The organism is Streptomyces sp. SD15, assembly GCF_054462255.1.
Window position 1 is genome coordinate 54,353 of sequence record NZ_JBTLMO010000018.1, and the last position, 21,010, is coordinate 75,362.

Here is a 21,010-nt window from a genome sequence, read left to right on the forward strand (position 1 = left end):
AGCCGCTCGGGAGGGACAGGCTCACTCGGCCACCGCCTGAGCCGACTCGGGAGCCGACGCCTGGACGTACGCCGCCCGCATCACGTCCTCGAGGTCGGCCTCGTCGATCGCGAGGTCCGTCACCTCGTACCGCTCGATGACGAGCTTGAGCGCCTGGTGGACCGTCGGGGCGGCCGGACCGTCCGGTCCGAACACCACCTGCGGGCCCTCCCGGCGCAGCAGCGCGATCCCCGGCAGTGGCGCGACGGGGGCCTGCGGATCGGCGAGCGTGGCCCGCACCTGCCAGGTCGAGCCGAACGTGCGGCGGATCTCGTCCAGGGTGCCGTCGAGGACGAGACGCCCGTGGTTGATCAGGACGACACGCTCGGCGAGCCGCTCGACCTCCGTCATGTCGTGCGTGGTGAGCAGCACCGTCCGGCCGCGCGACTCCACCTGGTGCTTGAGGAAGCCGCGCACCTGTTCCTTGACCACCACGTCCATGCCGATGGTGGGCTCGTCGAGGAACACCACGGGCGGGTCGTGCAGCAGCGCGGCGGCGAGATCGCAGCGCACCCGCTGGCCGAGGGAGAGATGGCGCACGCGGGTGTCCCAGAAGGTGGACAGTTCGAGCAGCTCGTCGAACTCGCCGAGGCGGACGCGGTGCTCACGCTCCGGCACTCCGTAGATGTCGCGCAGGATCGCGAACGACTCACGCACCGGCAGGTCCCACCACAGCTGGGTACGCTGCCCGAACACCGCGCCGATGTTGCGCGCGTTGCGCTCGCGCTCCCGGTACGGGACCACACCCGCGACGCGTGCCTCGCCGGACGTCGGGGTGAGGATGCCGGTGAGCATCTTGATGGTGGTGGACTTGCCCGCGCCGTTCGGCCCGAGCAGGGCGAGCAGTTCGCCGGGGGCCACGTCGAAGGAGACGTCCGAGACGGCCTCCTTCGCGACCCGCTCCGGGCTGACCAGGGACTTGAGGACGCCGGTGAAGCCGGGGCGGCGGACGGTGGTGTGAAAGGTCCGGGACAGGCTTCGTACTTGGATGCTTCCGCTCACGAAGAGGCCTTTCGGGTCAGGGCGATCAGCCACACGGTTGCCGCGAGGGAGGCGGCGGACAGCACGGTCAGCAGCCATGGCACCGCGTGGATCCCCGACACCTCGATGCCCGCGCCGAGGAGCGGGGGAGCCGCGACACCCCCGATCATCGAGGCCGCGATCACCCAGGCGCCGGCGCTTTTCGCCTGGGGGAGGGCGCTGTTGAGCCAGGGCAGCCCGGTCGGGAAGACGGGCGCGATGAAGAGGCCCACACCGGCGTACGCCACCGGGGCCGCCCCCGGAATCAGCGCCAGCAACAGGCAGACCGTCATCCCGGCCGCGCAGACCGCGAGGATGCGCTCGGGCGCGTACCGCAGGGTGATCGGGACGACGAGGAAGCGGCCGGCTGTCAGCATCAGCCAGTACACGGAGGTGGCGGAGGCGGCGACCGTCGCGCTGTAGCCGACGGTCTCCAGGTGGGTGGGCTCCCAGCCACCGACGCCCGCTTCGACGGCGACGTTCAGTATGTACAGGGCCAGGAAGCCGACGAGCACGCGCGAGAGCAGTCCGCCGGAAGCGGGCTTCTCGCCGAGGCTCGGGGCGGTCCGGGGCGGTTCGCTGCGGACGCCGCCCGTGCACAGGATCAGCGCCCCCGCGAGCACGGCGCAGGCACCGAAGGCGTACGCGTAGTCGCCGGGACCCAGCCAGGCGACGAGCGCGGGGCCGAGCACCGCGCCGATGCCGAAGTGGGCGTTCAGGACGTTCAGCATGGCCGTCGACCGGTCGCCGAAACCGACCGCGAACAACTGGTTGAGGCCGTAGTCGATGCCGCCGAAGCCGAGCCCGCCGAGGAAGGCGGCGGCGAGGGCGAACGGCCAGTTCGGGGCGAACGCGAAGCCCGCGCCGCCCACCGCCATCAGGGCGTAACTCGCAGCGAGCAGAGCTCTGTTGGAGATACGGGAGTGGATCGCGTTGAACGTCAGGACGCCCGCGACACCGCCGGTGAAGTGCAGGCTCAGACCGAGGCCCGCGACGGAGGGAGTCAGGCCGTACTCCTCGCGCAGGCCCGGGACGGCCGGGCCGTAGAGCGCCTGGAGCATGCCGATGAGAACGAATCCGACGCACGACGCGACCGCGGCCGGTCGGCTGAAAAGCCGACCGGCCGCAGTCTTCGTGAGGGTGTCAGTCATGAATCTCCGAGAAGACGAACGTGAATTCCGTGGGAGCGGCCCGCAGTTGGTACTGGGGCAGCGCGCCCGGACCGCAGGACTGCGAGCCGATGCCCTGCTGGCCGTGGTCGAGGTTGACCCACACCGTGTCGCCCGCCGACAGGTCGGTCTGGTGCTCGGCGGTGTCGAGCTGCTCCGACGTCCAGCGGCGCGCGGTGAACCAGAACTCCGGCTCGCCCTCGACCCGCAGCCCGCCGATCTCCGCCCAGCGGACGTCGGGGCGTGCGCCGTTCTCCTGCGGACGGACGTACGGCGTCTGCAGCGCGTCCACCGTCGACTCCCAACGCCCCACCATCGAGGCCGCCTTGGTGTCCGGATAGCCCTCACCGGGTCCGCCGCCGAACCACTTCACATGGTTCGCCGAGCCCGCGAGACCGAGTCGGATCCCGAGCCGGGGCAGGGGCAGCGTCCAGTCGCCCTCGGGCGCCACGGACACGGTGAGCCGCAGCCGCGTCCCGTCGGACGTCCACCGGTACACCGTGCGCAGGCCCACCTCCCGGGCGGCGGGCGCCACCCGGGTCCGTACCGTCAGCGCGTCCTCGTCCAACTCCACCGCTTCCAGGCGGTGTTGCATGCGGTGCAGACCCAGCTCGCGCCAGAGCGGGCCGTACCGCAGATCGGGCTGCCACGCCGTGCCGTTGTCGTTGTCGGTCGGCGCCCGCCACACGTCCAGGCGCAGCCCGGTGACGTCGACCCCGCCGATCGTCCGCAGCGCACCGGTACGGGCGTCGAAGGCGGCCGGGCCCAGGGTGATCTGCCGCTCACCGAGCACCGGAGCGTCACTCTGCTTCACCGGCGTCGACGGGCGTGGTGAAACAGGGAGTTGAGCCCACGCCACCACATGTCCCTGTGGCCCCCACGCGGCCTCGGCCGCGAGCAGCGCCCGCACGGTCCACCGCGTCTCGCCGCCCCGCGTGTCCGCGGTGGGCGGCGGAAGCTTCACGTCCGCGGACTCGCCCGGGAGGAGCGGGGGCACGGACAGCGCGCCCGTCTCGACGGTCTCGCCGTCGACGTCGTAGGACCACTCGAAGGCCAGCGCGGACAGGTCGGCGAAATCGTACGCGTTCGTCACCCGTACGGTCCCGTCCGAACCGGCACCGTCGATCCGGACCGGCTCGATGACCCTCTTGTACTCGACGAGACCCGGCGACGGCGTCCGGTCCGGGAACAGCAGCCCGTCGCAGACGAAGTTCCCGTCGTGCAGCTCCTCGCCGAAGTCGCCGCCGTACGCGAACCCGTAGCGCTCGTCCTGGATGCCGTGGTCGATCCACTCCCAGATGAAGCCGCCCTGGATACGGTCGTACGACTCGAAGAGGTGCTGGTAGTCGGCGATCCCGCCGGGGCCGTTGCCCATGGCGTGCCCGTACTCGCAGAGGATGAAGGGGAGCCCGCGTCGCCTGTGGGTGCCTCCGTCCTGGCCCCGGCCGATCCGCTCGACCTCGGCGTGGTCGGCGTACATCCGTGAATAGACGTCCGTGTCCCGGCAGTCGATGTCGCCCTCGTAGTGGATGAGCCGCGAGGCGTCCCGGCCGCGGATCCACTCGGCCATGGCGGTGAGCCCGCGTCCGGTGCCGGCCTCGTTGCCGAGGGACCAGATGACGATCGACGGATGGTTCTTGTCGCGCTCGACCATGCGGGCCGCGCGGTCGAGCAGGGCCGGGGTCCAGCGGTCGTCGTCGACGGGATTGTCCCGCCAGTCCTGCTCGACGAAGCCGTGGGTCTCCAGGTCGCACTCGTCGATGACCCACAGGCCGTACTCGTCGCACAGGTCGAGGAAGGCGGGGTGCGGCGGGTAGTGCGAGGTGCGGACGGCGTTGATGTTGTGCCGCTTCATCAGCAGCACGTCCTCGCGCATGGTCTCCAGGTCGAGCGCGCGGCCCCGCTCGGGGTGCCACTCGTGCCGGTTGACGCCCTTGAAGAGGATCGCCTGGCCGTTGACCTTGATCAGCCCGTCCTCGAGCACGACCGTGCGGAAACCGATCCGCAGCGGCACGCGCTCGCCCTCCGTGGCCAGCACACCGTCGTACAGCCGCGGTATCTCGGCACTCCACGCCTCGACCGGCACGGTGACGGACTCGCCGGTCGCGACATCGATGTCCAGGGCGGGCACGGTGACCCGCCCGTCGACGTCGGAGTCGACGCGCAGGGTCCCCAGCCCTTCGGCAGGGTCGTACGAGGCGTGCACGAAGAAGTCGAGCACGCCGCCCGCCGGGCGGTGCAGCAGCGTGACGTCCCGGAAGATGCCGGGCAGCCACCACTGGTCCTGATCCTCCAGGTACGAGCCCGCCGACCACTGGTGGACGCGGACCGCGAGCACATTCCCGCTCGGTTGCAACAGATGGCCCACCGCGAACTCGTGCGGCAGCCGGGAGCCCTTGAACTCGCCGATGTCCGTGCCGTTCAGCCAGACGCGGGCACAGGACTCGACACCGTCGAAGCGGAGCACCGTGCCGCCGTCCGAGGGCCAGTCGGACGGCAGATCGAAGGTGTGCAGATGGTCGCCGGTCGGGTTCTCGGTCGGTACCCGGGGCGGGTCGACGGGGAACGGGTAGAGGTGGTTGGTGTAGATCGGTGCGCCATGACCCTGCAGCACCCAGTGACCGGGGACCGAGACCTCGGCCCAGTCCCCGGCGTCGTACCCCGCAGCCGCGAAGGAGTCGTCCTCGGCGTCCGCGGTGGGAGACAGACGCAAGCGCCAACTGCCGTTCAGTGACAAGGTTCTGGCATCGGAAGACGCGTACCGGGCGCGCGGCGGAAGCGCCCCGCTGCCGGGCGAGACGTCCTCGACATAGTCAATGGCGGTAGGTGCACGGAAAGACATCGGTCTCCTGTCGGCCCTTGAGGTGACTCAGCCCTTGATGCCCGTCTGCGCGATCCCCTGCACCAGCCAGCGCTGGAGGAAGAGGAACACGAACAGCAGGGGCAGGATGGAAATGGCCGTGGCCATGAAGATCAGGTGGTAGTTGACGGTCTGGTTGGTCATGTAGTTCGAGAGCGCGACCTGGACGGTCCACGCGCTCGGGTCCTGGCCGATGACCAGCGGCCACAGGAAGGAGTTCCAGCCGTTGATGAAGGTGATGGTCGCCATCGCCGCGAAGAAGTTCAGCGAGTTCGGCACCACGACACGCCAGTACGCGCCCCAGTAGCCGAGCCCGTCCACCCGCGCCGCCTCCTCCAGCTCCTTGGGGAACCCCAGGAAGTACTGCCGGAAGAGGAAGCAGGTGAAACCACTGAAGAGGCCCGGGATGATCAGACCGCGATAGGAGTCGATCCAGCCCAGGGACGAGACCAGCACGAAACCCGGCACGAAGGTGACGGCGGTCGGCACCATCAGGGTGAACAGGACCCCGTAGAAGATCTTGTTGGCGTGCTTGTACGGGATGCGGGCCAGGCCGTATCCGGCGAGCGAGCAGACCAGCAGGGTGCCGACGGTGTGCAGGACGCCGACGATCAGCGAGTTCACCATCGACTGGCCGAAGTCGGTCGTCGTGTCCTTGAACGGCTCGGTGATGTTGCCCCACTGGATGTCCGTGGGGAAGAGCGCCCAGTCCTCACCGGTGATCTCGGCGTCGGTGGAGAAGGCGTTGCGGAGCATGACGTAGAACGGGATCAGGAAGAGGAAGGCGGCGACGCCGGTGGCGGCGTACAGGCCGGCGGAGCTCATGACCCCCCGGCCGCGTCCGGCGCGGGGCGGTCGTCCGGCCGGGGCGGTTTTTGTCACCTCAGGTGCGGTCGTGGTCACTTGGACTCCTCACCCCTTCCAAAGCCCATGATCTTGCCCTGGAACAGGGTGATGACGACGATCAGCAGGGTCAGGATCACCGCGCCCGCGCTGCCCGCCCCGTAGTCCTGGCTGTCACCGAGGGCGGTGTAGTACAACTCGACGAGCGGTGGCCGTCCCCAGGTGGTCTTCGACAGCAGGTTGAAGAACTCGTCGAAGGCCTGGTAGGCGGCGATCAGCAGCAGCAGGATCACCGCCGTCGAGGTCGCGCGCAGTTGCGGCAGCGTGATGTGCCAGAAGGTCTGCCACCCCGGCTTGGCGCCGTCGATCGCGGCGGCCTCGTACAGCTCGCCGGGGATGTTCTGCAGTGCGGCGAGGAACAGGATCATGTAGAAACCGGACTGCAGCCACAGGCGCGCGGAGACGATGACCAGCCAGTACCACGGCGGATCGGGGTTGGCGAGCCAGGCGATGTTCTCGACGCCGAACCAGCCCAGCACGGTGTTCGCCAGGCCGAAGCGGACACCGTTGAAGAGGGACATCTTCCAGATGAGGGAGGCGGCGACATAGCTGCAGGCGGTCGGCAGGAAGAAGACCGACCGGAAGAACGCCCGCATGAACCGGAGCCGGTTCACCATCAGGGCCAGCCCGAGCGACAGCGCCCAGGTGGTGGGCACGATGATCGCGGCGAAGACGGTGAAGGTGCCGAGGGCGCCGGTGAAGTTGTCGTTCTCCAGCATGAACCGGTAGTTGTCGAAACCGACGAACGTGCTGGGTGTGACGGTGAAGCGGGCCTCGAAGAAGCTGAGCCAGACGCTCCAGCCGATCGGGACGTAGACGAAGATCAGCAGGCCGATGAGGAACGGCCCGGTGAAGAGCCAGAAGTTGAAGGTGCCGCTGCCCCGCAGCCCCCGCCGTGGCTTGGCCGGGGAGGCCTTCGCCGGGGCGGGGTGCGCGAGGTCGCGCGAGGTGGTCGTCGACATGTCGTGATCCGTCCGGCGACTATCCGAAGAGTTTCTTCAGCTCGGTGTTGACCGCCTTGTCGCACGTGTCGAGCGCGGCTTCCGGGTCACCGTCCTTGCGGACGGAGTCGGCGAACATATCCTCCGTCGCCTTGATCATGGCCTGGGTCCAGCCGATGTTGTCGAAGTGCCCGTAGTCGCTGAAGAGCTTGACGCCCTCGGCCGGCAGACCCGACTTGAGCTTCTCGGCGGACTCGGCGATCGAGGTGCGTGGCGGGATGTGGAAGCCGTAGGAGAGGGCCCAGTCCTCCTGGTACTCCTTCTGGTCGAGCCACAGCCACTTCACGTACTCCTTGGCCTCGTCGACCTTGTTGCCCTTGGCGTTGACGAACATCGACCAGCCGCCGTTGTAGACCGAGGGCTTGCCGGCGTCGCCGACCTTCGGGAAGGGGAAGATGCCGAGGTCGTCGCCGAGCGCCTGCTGCATCACCGGCATCGCCCACATGCCGCAGAACTGGATGGCCGTGAGGCCCTGGGTGAATGCGGACGGGTCCCAGTAGTCGGCCGGGGCGTCGAGGAGGAGGTCACCGCTGGTGAACAGCTTGCGCATCGCCTTGAGGCCCTCGACGACACCGTCCGTGTGATAGGCGGGTTGGTTCTTCTCGTCGAGGGTGTCGGCGCCGGCCGCCCAGATCATCGGGCGGATGACCGCCTGCAGCGTGTTGCCGAGGTAGAGGCCCTTGACCTTGTCCGTGGTGAGCTTGGCGGCGGCCTCGATCAGCTCGTCGAGCGTCTGCGGCACGCCGACGCCGGCCGCCTCCAGCATCGACTTGCGGTAGAAGAAGAACTGCGGGTCGTCGATCATCCGGACGCCGTATATCTTCCCGTCCACCGTGTGCGAGGCGATGTCGGCCTGGTTGAAGTCGTCCTTGACCGGATCGATGATGTCCGTCAGATCGGCCACCTGACCGCTCTTGATGAGCTGGATCTGCGGGTGGAACTCGAAGAGGTCGGGCGCGTTCTTGGTGAGCAGGCTCGCGAACAGCTTGCTCTCGAAGTTCGCGCCGGTGATCCACTGCGTGGTGACGTCGGCCTTGTCGTAGGCCGCCGCGTACTTCTTGATCGCCTGCTCGGTGCCCGTCTCGCCGTAGGCGTGGAAGTACTGGACGAGGCCGTTGCCCGAACCGCCACCACTGCGGCCGTTGTTGCTGCCGCACGCGGCGAGCGGGCCCAGTGCGGCCAGGCCCGCGGCGGCCCTCAGTACGGATCGACGGTCCCAGTTGTTGCTCATCGCCGACATGTTGACGTCCTTGTCTCGAGTACGGCTACGGCTCGAATTCGCTGTGCGGAGCGGGACGTTAACCTTCGGCTAAGGCTTCGGCAAGGGGTTGGACGAAGTCTGTTCGAAGCGTTGCTTCCGGTTCGGGGGGCCGAACGGTGCGGTGGGCGGGCGGGCTGCCCGGAGGGCTCACCAGCCCCCTCAGGGGGCTGACGTCACTGCCGTCATGAAGCTGGTGCGGTACGGCTCTTCGCGGCCGTGGTGCGCTTGGCGGGCCTCTGCCCGACCGGCTGGAGCGCCCCTTCCAGGGCGAACGTCGCGGCTCCGAGGCAGACCGGATCGGTCGGAATGGGGGAGAGGACGATCTCGGTGGCGGCCAGCGGACGCCTCAGCGCGTGCCGGGCGACCGCCTCGCGCACCTCATGGAGCAGCGGTTCGCCGAGCGTGGCGGCGACCCAGCTGCTGAGTACGACGACTTCGGGGTTGAGGAGGTTGACGAGGTCCGCGATGCCGGCGCCGAGGTAACGGGCGGTGTCCCGCACCACCTTGAGCGCCACCGGGTCGTGTGCGGCGACAGCGCGGGACAGCGCGTCGATCGTGGCGGTCTGGTCCTCGGGGTGCAGCAGCGGGCTCTCCGGGCTCGACTCGCGCAGGTTCAGCATGATTCCGGGCGCCCCGACATACGTCTCCACGCAGCCGTGATTGCCGCAGTGGCACGGCCGCCCGTCCAGCACCAGCGTCGTATGGCCCCACTCGCCCGCGCTGTTGCTGACCCCGCGATGCAGCCCGCCGCCGAGCGCGAGCCCGGCGCCGACCCCTGTGCCCAGATTGACGACGACGGCGTCCCCGCGTCCGCGGGCCGCGCCGAACCACAGCTCGGCCACCGCGCAGGCGCGCAGCGGATTGTCGAGGTAGAGCGGGTAGGCGATGTGCTCGGCGAGCAGATCCAGCAGCGGCACGTCGTGCCAGTCCCAGTTCGGCGCGTACTCGGAGATCCCGGTGTCGCGGTCCACCTGGCCGGGGACGCTGACGCCCACACCGAGCACGCGGGCGCCCTCGATCCCGGCCTGCGCGACCACCGAGCCGACGGCGGCGGCGACATGCCCGACGACCTGCTCCGGGCGGCTCTCGCCGGGGCGCATGTCCTCGGCGGCGCGGGCGAGCACGTTCAATGCGAGGTCGAACAGCTCCACGCGTACGTACGTCTCCGCGATGTCGACGCCGATCAACGCGCCCCCCGACGCGTTGACGGCCACGAGGCCCCGCGGGCGGCCACCCGCGGAGTCCTCGAACCCGACCTCGGTCAGCATCCCGAGCTCGAGCAGCTCTCCGACGAGCGTGGCGACCGTGGCGAGGCTGAGCCCGGTGGCGGCCGCCAACTCCTGCCGGGAGGTGGGCGACGCGGCGATGATCTGGCGCAGCACCCCATAGCGGTTCGCGGTGCGGATGTCGCGTGATGTGCGCTTCACGGGCCTTGCCACCTCGATTCTCCGAACCGCCGCGGGCCAGGGGCGGCTCGTTGCCGAACCGCGGCCATGACGAAGCTCGTCGGCCCCGGCGCGGCGCAAGGCTATGGCCTGGGACGGACATTCGACAAGGGGTTAGGAAATGGGCTGGAGAAAGCCTGTAATCGCCACTCGGTCGCTCACTCGATCGCCCACTCAGTTGTTCACTCAGCTGTTCACTCAGTTGGTCACGAAGGTGTTCACGAAGGCGTTGGTGAACTTGTGCGTCGGGTCAAGGGAGTCGACCAGTGTCCTGAAATCGCCCAGCCGCGGGTAGCGCCCGCGCAGCACCGCCGGCGCGGCCGTGAACACCTTGCCCCAGTGCGGCCGGGGATCGAACGGGTCCAGCGCCTCCTCGACCCGCCGCACCACCGGCAGTACGGCCGCCGTGTCCTCCACCCAGGTGAAGTGCAGGGCCACGGTGTCCCGCCCGTACGAGGGGCTCAGCCACTGGCTGTCGGCGGCCACCGTGCGCACCTCGCAGATCTGCAGCAACGGCGCGATGGTCTCGCGGATCGCGTCGAGGGCCTGGAGCGCCGCCAGGGCGTGCGGTCGCGGCAGCAGATACTCGGATTGCAGCTCGGCCCCGCTGCTCGGCGTGAACTCGGCCCGGAAGTGCGGCAGCCGCTCGTGCCAGGGGCCGGGGACGCCGAACTGTCGGGTGCAGTTCTCGGCGGGCATCCCGGGCACGGGGTGCATCGCCTCGGTGGCCGGCGCGGCCCATGGGAAATCGGCCGGCGGCTGGTCGGTGCGCCGCTTGAGCCATACCTGCCGGAAGCCGGGGCGCCCCCAGTCGGTGAAGAGACTCACGCTGTACGCCGTCGCCGCCACCGTCTCGAAGTCCAGCCCCGCCAGCGGGAGTTCGGTGAAGACGTGCTGGCTCACCTCGAAGTCGGGTTCCAGGTCGAGGGTGAGCGCGGTGACGACGCCCAGAGCGCCGAGGGAGGTCACGGCCCCGTCGAAGCGCTCGTCGCCCCGGGCGATCGTCACGGTCGAGCCGTCCGCCGTGACCAGCTCGACCTCGCGGACGGCCGAGGCGAGCGAACCGTTGCCGATTCCCGACCCGTGCGTGCCGGTCGCCACCGAGCCCGCCACGGAGATGTGCGGGAGGGACGCCATGTTGTGCAGGGCGAAACCGCGCTCGTGCACCCGGCGGGCCAGTTCCGCGTACCGGACGCCGCCCGCGACCCGTACCGTACGGGCCGTCGTGTCGACGTCGACGGTCGGCGGCAGCGCGGTCAGCGAGAGCAGGACGCCGTCCTCGCCCGGCTCGGCGATGGCGTTGAACGAATGCCCGCTGCCCAGGACGCGTACCCGCGCGCTGTCCGCGACCAGCGCCGCGAGCGCGTCGAGCGACTGCGGGCGGTGCAGCTCCTTGGCGGTGTACGTGATGTTGCCGGCCCAGTTGGTCAGGGTCTCTGTCATCCCTGTGATCCCTCCACGGGAAGTTTCCGTCGGCGGCCGTGCGGTGGCCCCCGCTGGAAACTACCTCGCCGGGCCGGCCGCCCCATCAGCGCGTCCATTGACCCTCTCGCGAGGCGGCAGCTAGCGTAGAAACCGGTTGCTATCGCGGTTGCCGTCACCGTGGAGAACGGTTGCTGCCAACGGACTCACCGAGCCGGAAGGTCACCTCCTTGCCCGAGCGCCCCGTGGCGATGTTCGCCATGACCGCCGAGAACGTGCCGCAGATCTTTCCGCCGGTGACACTGGCCCGGCTGCGTGACTTCGTGGACATCGATCCCGCTCTGGTGGCCGAGGACTTCACGGACGCACGGGTCCGTGACGCCCTCGCCGAGGCGGAGATCCTGATCACCGGCTGGGGCTGTCCCGCGCTGGACGCCGCGACTCTGGACGCGGCGCCGAAGCTGCGTGCCGTGCTGCACGCCGCGGGCTCGGTCAAGAGCTTCACCACGCCCGCGGTCTGGGAGCGCGGGATCGCCGTGTCGTCGGCGGCCGGGGCCAACGCGCTGCCTGTCGCCGAGTACACGCTCGCCATGATCCTGCTCGCCGGCAAGGACCTCTTCGCCCATCGCGACCTGCTGCGCACCCGGCGCGCCTTCCCTCACGAGGGGATCGTCCCCGGCATCGGCAACTTCGGGCGCCGCGTCGGCATCGTCGGGGCCTCCCGCATCGGCCGTCGGCTCATCGAACTGCTGCGGCCCTTCGACCTCGAGGTGAGCCTCGCCGACCCGTACGTCGACGAGGCGGGGGCCGGCGCGCTCGGGGTCTCCCTGCTGTCGCTCGACGATCTGCTGCGCACCAGTGACATCGTCACCGTCCACGCTCCGGCGACGGCGGAGACCCGGCACCTGATCGGGCGCCGTGAACTCGCCCGGATGGCCGGTGGATCGGTGCTCATCAACACCGCGCGCGGCTCGCTCGTCGACCATGGTGCGCTCATCGAGGAGCTGCGGGCCGGGCGGATCAGTGCGATTCTCGATGTCACCGAGCCTGAGCCGCTGCCGGCGGACTCTCCGCTCTACGACCTTCCGAACGCCTTCATCACCCCGCACCTCGCGGGCTCCCAGGGTAACGAGGTCGCTCGGCTCGGGCTGACGGTCGTGGACGAGATCGAACGGTTGCTGACCGGGAGGGAGTTGGCCTACCGGGTCGATCGCGAGGAGCTGGATCGGGCCGCTTGACCGTCGCGTTGGGGGTGTCGCGTGGGGTTTTTCGCCCCCGCCGCCCCTACCCGTCCCATCCTCCTGGGGCTTCGCCCTGGACTCCGCCAAGGGGCTTCGCCCTGGACTCCGCCAAGGGGCTTCGCCCCGGACCCCGCCAAGGGGCTCCGCCCCGGACCCCGCCAAGGGGCTCCGCTCTAGAGTCCCGCCGCGCAGATCGGGGACGAGCACGCGGTGCCGCCAGTAGGGGAGCGTGGGATCCCAGTCCCCGCCGCTGCCACCCCAGCCATGGACGAGGAGGAGGGTGGGGGCCGTGCCGGGGTGGTCCGTGTGAGGGAGACGTACCGGTGTCGTGGTCATGGGCGGGACTCTGGAGCGACGCCCGTGGCGGGCGCGGATGTGGGCCCCAAGGCGCGGCGCGTGGGGCCCCGGCACAGCTGACGCGCAGGCAGAGGCATACCGTGAGGAGTCGAACAAGGAGCCTGAAAGCCCGCGATGAAACGGGGCGAGCAGGGACGAGTCGGGAGCGAGGAGATCGGGATGGGCGGCAGCCGCACCGCGCTGGTCGAGGATTTGATGGAGCGGTTCCCGCATGTGCCGCGAGAAGCGGTTTTCAAGGAGGACCTGCTCCGCGGCGGTGTGGCCTTCGACGCATCGGCGCTGAGCGACAACGAGAACGGTGACGTCAAGCCGAAGTCGTACTTCATCTTCTCCTTCGACCACGGCACCCTGCCCGAGCTGGGCGAGGCGGCCCTGAGGCGCCCGCCCGAGGAGATCATCCTCACGGGCGGCCCGTACGACCTACGGCGGACCGTGGTGTCCGTGCGGGTCAATCCGGCGTCGCCGTACCGGGTGGCCGCCGACGAGGACGGGATGCTCGGGCTCTATCTCGACGGGAAGCGGATCTCCGACGTCGGCGTGCCCCCGATGCCCGAGTACTACCGGCACACCCTCTCCAACGGGAAGTCCGTGATGGAGGTGGCCCCGACCATTCAATGGGGGTACCTCATCTACCTCACCGTCTTCCGCGTCTGCCAGTACTTCGGGGCCAAGGAGGAGTGCCAGTACTGCGACATCAACCACAACTGGCGCCAGCACAAGGCGGCGGGCCGTCCGTACACCGGTGTGAAGGACGTCGACGAGGTCCTCGAAGCGCTGGAGATCATCGACCGGTACGACACCGCCAAGTCGTCCACCGCCTACACCCTCACCGGCGGCGCGATCACCAAGACGGTCGCCGGGCGCGACGAGGCCGACTTCTACGGGCACTACGCCAAGGCCATCGAGGAGCGCTTCCCCGGGCGGTGGATCGGGAAGGTCGTCGCACAGGCGCTGCCGCGGGACGACGTGCAGCGGTTCAAGGACTACGGCGTGCAGATCTACCACCCCAACTTTGAAGTGTGGGACCGCCGGCTCTTCGAGCTGTACTGCCCCGGCAAGGAGCGCTACGTCGGCCGCGACGAGTGGCACAAGCGCATCCTCGACTCGGCGGAGATCTTCGGCGCCCGCAATGTCATCCCGAACTTCGTGGCGGGCGTGGAGATGGCCGAGCCCTTCGGCTTCACCACGGTCGACGAGGCCATCGCCTCCACCACCGAGGGGCTGCGCTTCTTCATGTCGCACGGCATCACGCCCCGCTTCACCACCTGGTGCCCGGAGCCGACGACCCCGCTCGGCAAGGCCAACCCGCAGGGTGCGCCGCTGGAGTACCACATCCGGCTGCTGGAGGCCTACCGGTCCACCATGGAGGACTTCGGGCTCTCCTCGCCGCCCGGATACGGTCCGCCCGGACCGGGCCGAGCGGTCTTCTCCGTGAGCTCCTTCATGGACAGTCTCCCGGCACGGGAGTCCGCGGACGAGCCGTCCCGCCCGTAGAAGCGAAGGTCGCGTAAAGGTCGGCGGCGATCGATACTTCTCGGCGTCGCGTACGTACAGCATGAGGGGCGCCCGGAGCCGGGCGGAGGCACGATGGCGCAACCGCTTACCGCATCATTTGAATAGCTCGCTTGTCAGTTGTGTAAGAACCGTGAAAAGCTCGGGCCTCCGTCGTTGAGACGGCACTCAACTCCCTTGTTCCAAAGGCGAGTTGACATTGACATTGCTTGACGTTGCACATGGAAGCAGTTGATGCAGGAGCCCCCCATGCCTGACCTGCCGACCCCCCAGAACGCCGCCGAGGCCGCACTGCTCTCGGAGTGTTGGGACGCGGTCCTGTCCTACGCAGATCTCTGCACGTCCGGTTCGGCCGCGGCGACGCAGCTGGCGACCGAGGCGTTCACGCACGGCATCCAAGAGGCGCGCGCGGCCACATCCGGAGAGAAGAGTACGGGGCGCAGGATGCTGCGGCTGCCCCGGATACCCCTGCTGCTGACCTCGGTTCGGACCGCGGCCGCCGCCTGGGAGACACACGGGCAGGGCCATCGGCTCGACCCGGACCTGCGGCTGTGGCTCAACTCCGACAAGGCCGAGCGTTACACCGGGCCGCCGCTGAACCGCCCGCTCGCGCTGCGCGGCCTGCGGGACATGCAGGAGCCCGACGCGGCGCTGCTGTGGCTCGCCGAGGTCGAGTCCCTGCCACTGCCCGCGGTGGCCCGACGGCTCGGCCTCGATCCGGCGGCCACGTCCGCGGAACTCGCCCAGGTGCGGGCGCTGTTCCGGGACCGCTGCCACCGCAACCACCTCGACACGCCGATGGATGCCAACTGCCGCAGCTACGCGCGGCTCCTCGACGCGGTCACCCGCTCGCCCGGCGCCGAGACACCCGAGGACCTCTCGCGGCATCTCGCCCGGTGCGTGCAGTGCGCGGAGGCTGCCGCGTGTCTGCGGCTGCACGGCGGCGGACTGCCGGCGGCGCTCTCGGGTGGCGTGATCGGCTGGGGCGGCCTCGCGTACCTGGAGCGGCGCCGCCGGGCCGCCGAGGCGGGGCTGGCCGGCGGACGTACGGACGCGACCCTGGACACGGGCCTGGCCGAGGGCAGGGTGGTCCGGCCCCGGATCGGCCGGACCGGGATCCTGGTCGCGGCGGTCATCGTGTCCGCGCTGGCGCTGACGGTCTCGCTGATGCCCTTCGGGGCGAAGGACGGGGGCGCCACCGCGGGCGGCGAATCCGCGGACCCGCTGCCCGTGGTGGACCCGGGAGTCATTTTCCCGTCGGGTGTGGCGGGGTCGACCCAGACCGCGGACTCGACGTCACGGCCGGAGGTGAGCTCCGATCCGGAAGCCCAGGGCGAGTCCTCGTCACCCGCCGACAAGACAAGTGAGTCGGGTGAGTCGGATGAGCCGGGTGAGCCGGGTGAGTCGGGTGAGCCGGGGAAGGGCGCGGAGAGCGGGTCGGCGGTCTGTCAGGTGAAGTACGAGATCGTCAACGAGTGGCCGGACGGCTTCCAGGCCAACGTCACCGTCACCTCCACCAAGGCCCTCGACACCTGGCGCCTCGGCTGGACCTTCACGGACGGCCAGCGGGTCGGCCAGATGTGGGACGGCACCTTCGCCCAGGACGAAGCCGACGTCACGGCCACCGCCGCCGACTACAACAAGGCCGTCGCCGCGAAGGGCACGTTCGCCTTCGGCTTCCTCGCCTCATGGCAGGGCTCCAACTCGTCTCCGCGCAACTTCACGCTGAACAGCGCCAGTTGCAAGAGCGGATGACGTGACCGTGCGGACGGTGCCGGGCCGGAAAATCATGTGCGGATCAGGAATCGGCTTGACGGGCTGAGAACCATGAGCGATCAGCACGACGACGTCCCCGGCTCCGCCGCCGACCCCCGGCCGACGGACTGGATCACCACGCCCGTCACGGCGGGCCTCCTGCGCGGTGCGCTCGACCTGGAGCGCACCGAGCACGGGGGCTGCCGCACCGGCTGCCCGCCCGGGCCCGCGCACAGTGCGCCGACGGGCAGCCGGCCATGGCGGAGGCCCAGCCCTCGGGCGTGCGGCTGGTCTTCCGCACAGGCAGCCCGTTCGCCTTCGAGTGCGCCTGAGCAGGGCATCGACGCGATGGGGGTCCCCCCTGTTCGAGCGAAGCCGAGAACTTGGGGGAGTCGGCAACCGACGACAACGCCGCAGATCGGCGTGCCAGAACCCGCGTCTCCGGCATGATCCGCCGGACAGGCCCTAACCCTCGACGAACGTGACCGTCTCGGCGAGCGGCGCCCGGCCCGTACGGCTGTAACCCACCGTGACGTCCTCGAACCCGATGGACATGCCGCAGAAGAGGAGCAGCTCGTCCGGGGGTGACAGGACCTCCGCGACGGTCTTGTGATACTTCGCCCATGCCATCTGTGCGCAACTGTGCAGCCCTTCGGCGCGGAGCAGCAGCATGACGGTCTGCAGATACATGCCGACGTCGGACCACTGGGCCGGGCCCAGGTCGCGGTCGATGTAGCAGAACAATGCGGCGGGTGCGCCGAAGCAGTCCCAGTTCGCGGAAGCGGCTCTCTGGCGTGCCTCTATGTCCTCGCGCGGTATACCGAGTGCGCCGTAGCGCTGCTCGCCGAAGGCGGATCGGCGTTCGCGGTAGGGGGACTTCAGGGCGGGCGGGTACTGCTCGTACTCCGGCTCGTCCCAGGGGTCACCTGAGGCCACGCGCTCGCCGGCGAGTTTCTTGAGCTCGGCCAGCGGTGCGCCGGTCAGCACGTAGGCGTGCCACGGCTGGAGGTTCGATGCGGACGGCGACCAGGCCGCGGCGGACAGTACCCGCTCCAGCGTCTCCCTCGGGATACGCCGGTCGGTGAATCCGCGCACCGCCCGTCGGCTCGTGACCGCCTCATAGACGTCCATGATCGCCTAACTCCCATCTGCTCAACGCGTCTACTTCCGTTGCACTTGCGACGGTATCAGTCAATACTATTCGGGTGTATGAGCCCGCGCATCGTGAGGAAGGTCGCGTCGCGTTGTCACGGGTGAGCACTTGGACAGGCGCGGTCTCCTGGACGTGCCGCAGGCGAACCTCAGCCCCGGCCCCGGCGCAGGCCTCGGCGACGCCTTCGCGTACCTCGTCGACCGGCGCGAAAATTGTTTCCGCAGCGGAGCAGTAGCGGACGCGTCGTCGGCTACCTCAGCGAGGACGGCTGGATCCCCGGCGGCGACGAAGCCCTGACCGCCGCCCGAAGGCAGGACCGGCGCGTAGCGACGATGGCCGCAGCTCTCAAGGCCGGGTATGCCGCGAAAGCCGCATGAGTCGCAGCGCGCCCACGCGGCAGGCAACCGTCGCGCGGGCGCGCTTACGCCTCGCCGCCTGCGGGATAGGTGAACCGGGTCAGCAGATCCGTCAGCTGCTCGGGCTCGCCGGGCCCCAGTTCGGAGGCCAGACGCTCAGCCGGCAGATCCGCCGACGCATGGGCTCTGTCGAAAAGCTCGATGCCCTGAGGCGTGATCTCCACTGCCCGCACCCGCCGGTCCTCCGGAACGGTCTTGCGCACGGCCAACCCCTTACGTTCCAGGTCGTCCACGACCCGCATGATTCCCGCCTTGTCCGACCCCGTCGCCGCCGCCAGGTCCCGCTGCACCGTGGGCCCGCGGTCGACCAGCACGATCAGCACGGCAAAGTGCCGGCACTCGATGCCGAGCGGCCGAAGCGCCTCCGCCGTCACCGTGGCCGCGCGCCAGTGCGCCCGGCGCAGCAGCAGGCCGAGAGCGAAAGGCGAGGCATCCCCGGGGCGGTCGGTCGCGCGCGGGGTGATGGTTCCGTGAGGGATCTCGGCAGGCATGAACGCACGTTACCAGCCAAACATTCATTTGATACGGTATCGTCTGAAACTAAATCCGGCTCGGCCTTCGCCGAGCGTCGTCACACCACCGCTGCCACCATCAACGCCGAGGCCACACACCCCAGATGCGGTTGCAGTACTAACGAGGAGCCCCGATGCGGTTGCGCCACAACGTTGCGGCAGCCGGGAAGCCACGGTCTGATCAGACCGTGTTACGGGCTCGCAGCGGTGACACGCATCGTCACGATGCGGTCGGTCCTCAGGGTGCGACTCCTGCCCGGTGGCGTGAAACGCCGCTGCGCGGCGCGTCCAGGCCTCGCTGGACGCAGAACGGCCCACCTGTCAATCGACAACGTGTCAATGCTTTAATGTGCATCGCTGGGAGCGACTCCATGGTCTTTGGCTAAGAACTATGCGCGAACTGCTACCCGTATGAACCTTTTGCTCAGGGTGGATTTGATCCGATGGTCGGGCCGTGAGCCCGCGGAAACACTGTGTGTCTGCCTGATGCCTGCCGTCGTGGCGACGGCCGGCGGCACCGCGCCGCCCCAGCGCTGTCACAGGAACAGACCGATCCCGGTCTAATGCAACAGAGGCGATTGGAGCAGTCGTGACTTTCAGTGACCGCAGTCCCTGCAGCACCCGAGCAAGCCATGCAGCGCGTAAGGCCCGGCAACACCGTGGCCTCCAGGAGCGTGTCCTGGGTTCGGTTGTCGGAGCCGTCCGTGACCACGCGGTCGCCGCGTGGGCCCGCCCGTAGACAGCCGCAACCGGAGGAACGGAGACCGCAGAATCATGCATCCAGAGCCGTCCCCCACGACAAGTACCCTTGAAGAGGCCGTTGCTGTCTTTGTGCAGCACCGGCCACGTCTCTTCGGAATCGCCTACCGCATGCTCGGCAGCGCGGTCGAGGCTGAAGACGTGGTCCAGGAAGTGTGGCTGCGCTGGCAGAAGACCGACCGCTCCGTGGTGGTCAGCCCGGTGGCCTTCCTCTCGAGTACGACGACCCGCTTGGCCATCAACGTCGCGCAATCTGCGCGGGTGCGCAGGGAAACCTACATCGGACCGTGGCTGCCCGAGCCCATCGACACGAGCTCGGACCCGGAGGTGGGCGCGCAGCGTGCGGAGGCCCTGGAGCTGGCTCTGCTGCTGGTGTTGGAGAAGCTGAGCCCCACCGAGCGAGCCGCATACGTACTGCGTGAGGCGTTCGATTACGGCTATCCCGAGATCGCTGAGATCCTTCAACTCAGCCTCGTCAACGTGCGGAAGATCGTGAGCCGTGCTCGCAAGCATCTGTCGGACGAGCAGCGGGAGAGCGTGGACACGGCGGAGCACCGACGCCTTCTGAACGCCTTCGTCTCAGCGGCTCAGACGGGGGATGTGGCTTCGCTGGAAGCCCTTCTCGCCCCCGATGCCGTCAGTCTGTCCGACGGCAACGGTATCCGGGGTGCCGCTCGTATACCTGTGCTGGGCCGTGCACGCGTGGCCAACCTGGCGACCGCCAATCGGCGGTTCTGGCCCGGCGTGGAACCCAGGCTGGTCGACGCCAACGGCCGTTCGGGTGTGATGATTTACCGAGATGGCGAGCCCACCACGTTCATGACGATAGCCGCCTCGGAGGAAGGCATCTACAAGGTGATGTGGGTGTTCAACCCGAGCAAGATCGCCGCGTTCCTTGATTCGTGCTCTCGCTCCGCAGCGGTTCTCGGCTCCGCCGGAAGTGCTGTGACCCCGGCAGTGTGACGAAGAGACCCGGGGAGAACAAGGAAGGCACCCAACGGCGCTTTCCCACGGAACACCCTGTCCGGCTGACGAGCCCGTTCACTCCGGTCCCCCCGCCTGCACCCAGCGGGAGTACCCGCGCAGGGGGAGCGACCGCGTGCGGCGCTTCTGCACGAGCGCTGCCGCCGACCGAACCGGCAGGGCGCGAGCGGCGAGCGGCACTTCCCACAGCAAGGCTCGCCCGGCGACGCCAAGCAGTCCCTACCGCATGGACCGTAACTGCACCCCTCAGGTGCGATCAGGACCAGCAGGCACCCTGCTATGAGGGGCTCTGGTGCGAGCTGGCGCCGTCGGGGGTGGGGGTGGGTGGCTGGTTCCAGGAGTGCAGTTTGTCGGGGTTGAGTACGACCCAGACTTGTGCGATGTGGTGGTCGGCGATGTCGAGGCTGATGACGGCGGCGACCTGGTGGCCGTAGCGGGCGACGAGGCCGGTGCGGCCGTTGACGGAGTGGGTGGTCAGTGTGGTGCGCGGGCGGTGGGCGAGGAGTGTGAGCAGGGCGTGGGCGACCTGTCGGCTGCCGTGGACGGGCGTGCTCAGTGCCCTCACCTTGCCGCCGCCGTCGAAGAACGCCGTGGCGTCCGGGCAGAGCAGCGACGCGAGCCGGTCGGCGTCCTCGGTGACGCAGGCCTGGCGGACGGCGCGGGCGAGGGCGTCGTGCTGTTGCGGTGTCGTGGGGCGTGAGCGCTGCACGCGAAGGTAGTGGCGTGCCCGGTCGGCGAGTTCGGCGCACTGCGGCTCGGTGCGTCCCACGATGTCGGCGACCGTATCCGGGGGCAACCCGACGTTCTTGAGCACGAACGCCGCCCGCTCGGCCGGCGGCAGAGAGTCCAGAGCGTTCAGCAGAACCCGGCTGACCTCCTCCCCCAGCCTGACAGCAGGACGTTCAGCCTCCTGCCCCTCAGCGGCCCTTGCTGCGTAGCGGGCGTCATCAGCCCGGTCGGGCAGGGCGAGGTGGCCCAGACAGATCCCGCCCACGGTCTTCGCAAGCCAGGACCGGGGCACCGTGATCTGCCGGCGCGCCGCGTCGGACAGCGCGTACCACTGACGGTAGGTCAAATCGACAACGTGCTCCGCCTCACCGGGGCTGCCCAGCATCCAGTAGGCGACATCCAGCAGATACCGACGCTCGTCAAGCAACTCCGCGATCGGCACCGCGTCAGCATGGTCCATACGGCATCCTCC

At 69.2% G+C, this 21,010-nt stretch carries 15 protein-coding genes and 1 pseudogene; 5 read left to right on the forward strand and 11 right to left on the reverse strand.

Annotated elements, in window-relative coordinates; all coding sequences use genetic code 11:
- Positions 1 to 21: 21 nt before the first annotated feature.
- From ACX28W_RS19540 to ACX28W_RS19575, 8 genes are all read right to left on the reverse strand, one after another.
- On the reverse strand, positions 22 to 1,041 hold the full coding sequence (locus tag ACX28W_RS19540; protein WP_459000268.1) for an ABC transporter ATP-binding protein: 1,020 nt from the start codon (positions 1,039 to 1,041) through the stop codon (positions 22 to 24).
- A complete protein-coding gene (locus ACX28W_RS19545; protein WP_459000269.1) occupies positions 1,038 to 2,210 on the reverse strand; it encodes an MFS transporter in 1,173 nt (390 codons plus the stop codon). Before ACX28W_RS19545 ends, ACX28W_RS19540 begins: the two co-directional genes overlap by 4 nt.
- Positions 2,203 to 5,070 carry a glycoside hydrolase family 2 TIM barrel-domain containing protein gene (locus ACX28W_RS19550; RefSeq protein WP_459000270.1) on the reverse strand — a complete coding sequence of 956 codons (2,868 nt, stop codon included), beginning with the start codon at positions 5,068 to 5,070 and terminating at the stop codon, positions 2,203 to 2,205. The genes ACX28W_RS19545 and ACX28W_RS19550 overlap by 8 nt, the downstream gene beginning before the upstream one ends.
- 27 nt (positions 5,071 to 5,097) lie before the next feature.
- The gene (locus ACX28W_RS19555) at positions 5,098 to 5,991 is read right to left on the reverse strand and encodes a carbohydrate ABC transporter permease (protein WP_459000271.1); all 894 of its coding nucleotides are present in this window, start codon (positions 5,989 to 5,991) and stop codon (positions 5,098 to 5,100) included.
- On the reverse strand, positions 5,988 to 6,953 hold the full coding sequence (locus tag ACX28W_RS19560; protein ID WP_459000272.1) for a carbohydrate ABC transporter permease: 966 nt from the start codon (positions 6,951 to 6,953) through the stop codon (positions 5,988 to 5,990). Before ACX28W_RS19560 ends, ACX28W_RS19555 begins: the two co-directional genes overlap by 4 nt.
- A 19-nt stretch (positions 6,954 to 6,972) precedes the next feature.
- Positions 6,973 to 8,232 carry an ABC transporter substrate-binding protein gene (locus ACX28W_RS19565; RefSeq protein WP_459000273.1) on the reverse strand — a complete coding sequence of 420 codons (1,260 nt, stop codon included), beginning with the start codon at positions 8,230 to 8,232 and terminating at the stop codon, positions 6,973 to 6,975.
- 203 nt (positions 8,233 to 8,435) lie between these two features.
- Positions 8,436 to 9,680 (reverse strand): ROK family transcriptional regulator, encoded by a 1,245-nt coding sequence (locus ACX28W_RS19570; RefSeq protein ID WP_459000274.1) that lies wholly within the window; start codon positions 9,678 to 9,680, stop codon positions 8,436 to 8,438.
- 216 nt (positions 9,681 to 9,896) lie between these two features.
- Complete coding sequence (locus tag ACX28W_RS19575) at positions 9,897 to 11,141, reverse strand: FAD-binding protein (protein ID WP_459000275.1); 1,245 nt, start codon at positions 11,139 to 11,141, stop codon at positions 9,897 to 9,899.
- A gap of 209 nt (positions 11,142 to 11,350) precedes the next feature.
- On the opposite strand from ACX28W_RS19575, the gene ACX28W_RS19580 reads away from it, so the two are divergent.
- From ACX28W_RS19580 to ACX28W_RS19595, 4 genes and pseudogenes are all read left to right on the forward strand, one after another.
- Positions 11,351 to 12,358 carry a hydroxyacid dehydrogenase gene (locus tag ACX28W_RS19580; RefSeq protein WP_459000276.1) on the forward strand — a complete coding sequence of 336 codons (1,008 nt, stop codon included), beginning with the start codon at positions 11,351 to 11,353 and terminating at the stop codon, positions 12,356 to 12,358.
- Positions 12,359 to 12,832: 474 nt separating this feature from the next.
- On the forward strand, positions 12,833 to 14,212 hold the full coding sequence (locus ACX28W_RS19585; RefSeq protein ID WP_459000277.1) for a radical SAM protein: 1,380 nt from the start codon (positions 12,833 to 12,835) through the stop codon (positions 14,210 to 14,212).
- A gap of 267 nt (positions 14,213 to 14,479) precedes the next feature.
- Positions 14,480 to 15,985, forward strand: a complete 1,506-nt coding sequence (locus ACX28W_RS19590) for a cellulose binding domain-containing protein (RefSeq protein WP_459000278.1) — start codon at positions 14,480 to 14,482, stop codon at positions 15,983 to 15,985.
- A gap of 72 nt (positions 15,986 to 16,057) precedes the next feature.
- Positions 16,058 to 16,287 (forward strand): annotated as a pseudogene (locus tag ACX28W_RS19595) (lipase); the annotation flags it as partial.
- A gap of 163 nt (positions 16,288 to 16,450) precedes the next feature.
- Here ACX28W_RS19595 and ACX28W_RS19600 read toward each other — a convergent pair.
- Positions 16,451 to 17,116: a nitroreductase gene (locus ACX28W_RS19600; protein ID WP_459000279.1), complete on the reverse strand. Its 666-nt coding sequence runs from the start codon at positions 17,114 to 17,116 to the stop codon at positions 16,451 to 16,453.
- A gap of 443 nt (positions 17,117 to 17,559) precedes the next feature.
- Complete coding sequence (locus ACX28W_RS19605) at positions 17,560 to 18,045, reverse strand: MarR family winged helix-turn-helix transcriptional regulator (RefSeq protein WP_459000280.1); 486 nt, start codon at positions 18,043 to 18,045, stop codon at positions 17,560 to 17,562.
- 795 nt (positions 18,046 to 18,840) lie between these two features.
- On the opposite strand from ACX28W_RS19605, the gene ACX28W_RS19610 reads away from it, so the two are divergent.
- Entirely contained in the window at positions 18,841 to 19,788 is a 948-nt protein-coding gene (locus ACX28W_RS19610) for an RNA polymerase sigma-70 factor (protein ID WP_459000281.1), read from the forward strand.
- A 298-nt stretch (positions 19,789 to 20,086) separates the two neighbouring features.
- Here the strand turns inward: ACX28W_RS19610 and ACX28W_RS19615 are convergent, their stop codons facing one another.
- Positions 20,087 to 20,998 carry a sigma-70 family RNA polymerase sigma factor family protein gene (locus ACX28W_RS19615; RefSeq protein ID WP_459000282.1) on the reverse strand — a complete coding sequence of 304 codons (912 nt, stop codon included), beginning with the start codon at positions 20,996 to 20,998 and terminating at the stop codon, positions 20,087 to 20,089.
- Positions 20,999 to 21,010: the final 12 nt, after the last annotated feature.

Coding starts and splice junctions, on each gene's coding strand:
- ACX28W_RS19610 (WP_459000281.1), top strand. CDS start 18,841: ATGCATCCAGAGCCGTCCCCCACGACAAGTACCCTTGAAGAGGCCGTT.
- ACX28W_RS19590 (WP_459000278.1), top strand. CDS start 14,480: ATGCCTGACCTGCCGACCCCCCAGAACGCCGCCGAGGCCGCACTGCTC.
- ACX28W_RS19545 (WP_459000269.1), bottom strand. CDS start 2,210: ATGACTGACACCCTCACGAAGACTGCGGCCGGTCGGCTTTTCAGCCGA.
- ACX28W_RS19605 (WP_459000280.1), bottom strand. CDS start 18,045: ATGCCTGCCGAGATCCCTCACGGAACCATCACCCCGCGCGCGACCGAC.
- ACX28W_RS19585 (WP_459000277.1), top strand. CDS start 12,833: ATGAAACGGGGCGAGCAGGGACGAGTCGGGAGCGAGGAGATCGGGATG.
- ACX28W_RS19575 (WP_459000275.1), bottom strand. CDS start 11,141: ATGACAGAGACCCTGACCAACTGGGCCGGCAACATCACGTACACCGCC.
- ACX28W_RS19550 (WP_459000270.1), bottom strand. CDS start 5,070: ATGTCTTTCCGTGCACCTACCGCCATTGACTATGTCGAGGACGTCTCG.
- ACX28W_RS19615 (WP_459000282.1), bottom strand. CDS start 20,998: ATGGACCATGCTGACGCGGTGCCGATCGCGGAGTTGCTTGACGAGCGT.
- ACX28W_RS19560 (WP_459000272.1), bottom strand. CDS start 6,953: ATGTCGACGACCACCTCGCGCGACCTCGCGCACCCCGCCCCGGCGAAG.
- ACX28W_RS19600 (WP_459000279.1), bottom strand. CDS start 17,116: ATGGACGTCTATGAGGCGGTCACGAGCCGACGGGCGGTGCGCGGATTC.
- ACX28W_RS19565 (WP_459000273.1), bottom strand. CDS start 8,232: ATGTCGGCGATGAGCAACAACTGGGACCGTCGATCCGTACTGAGGGCC.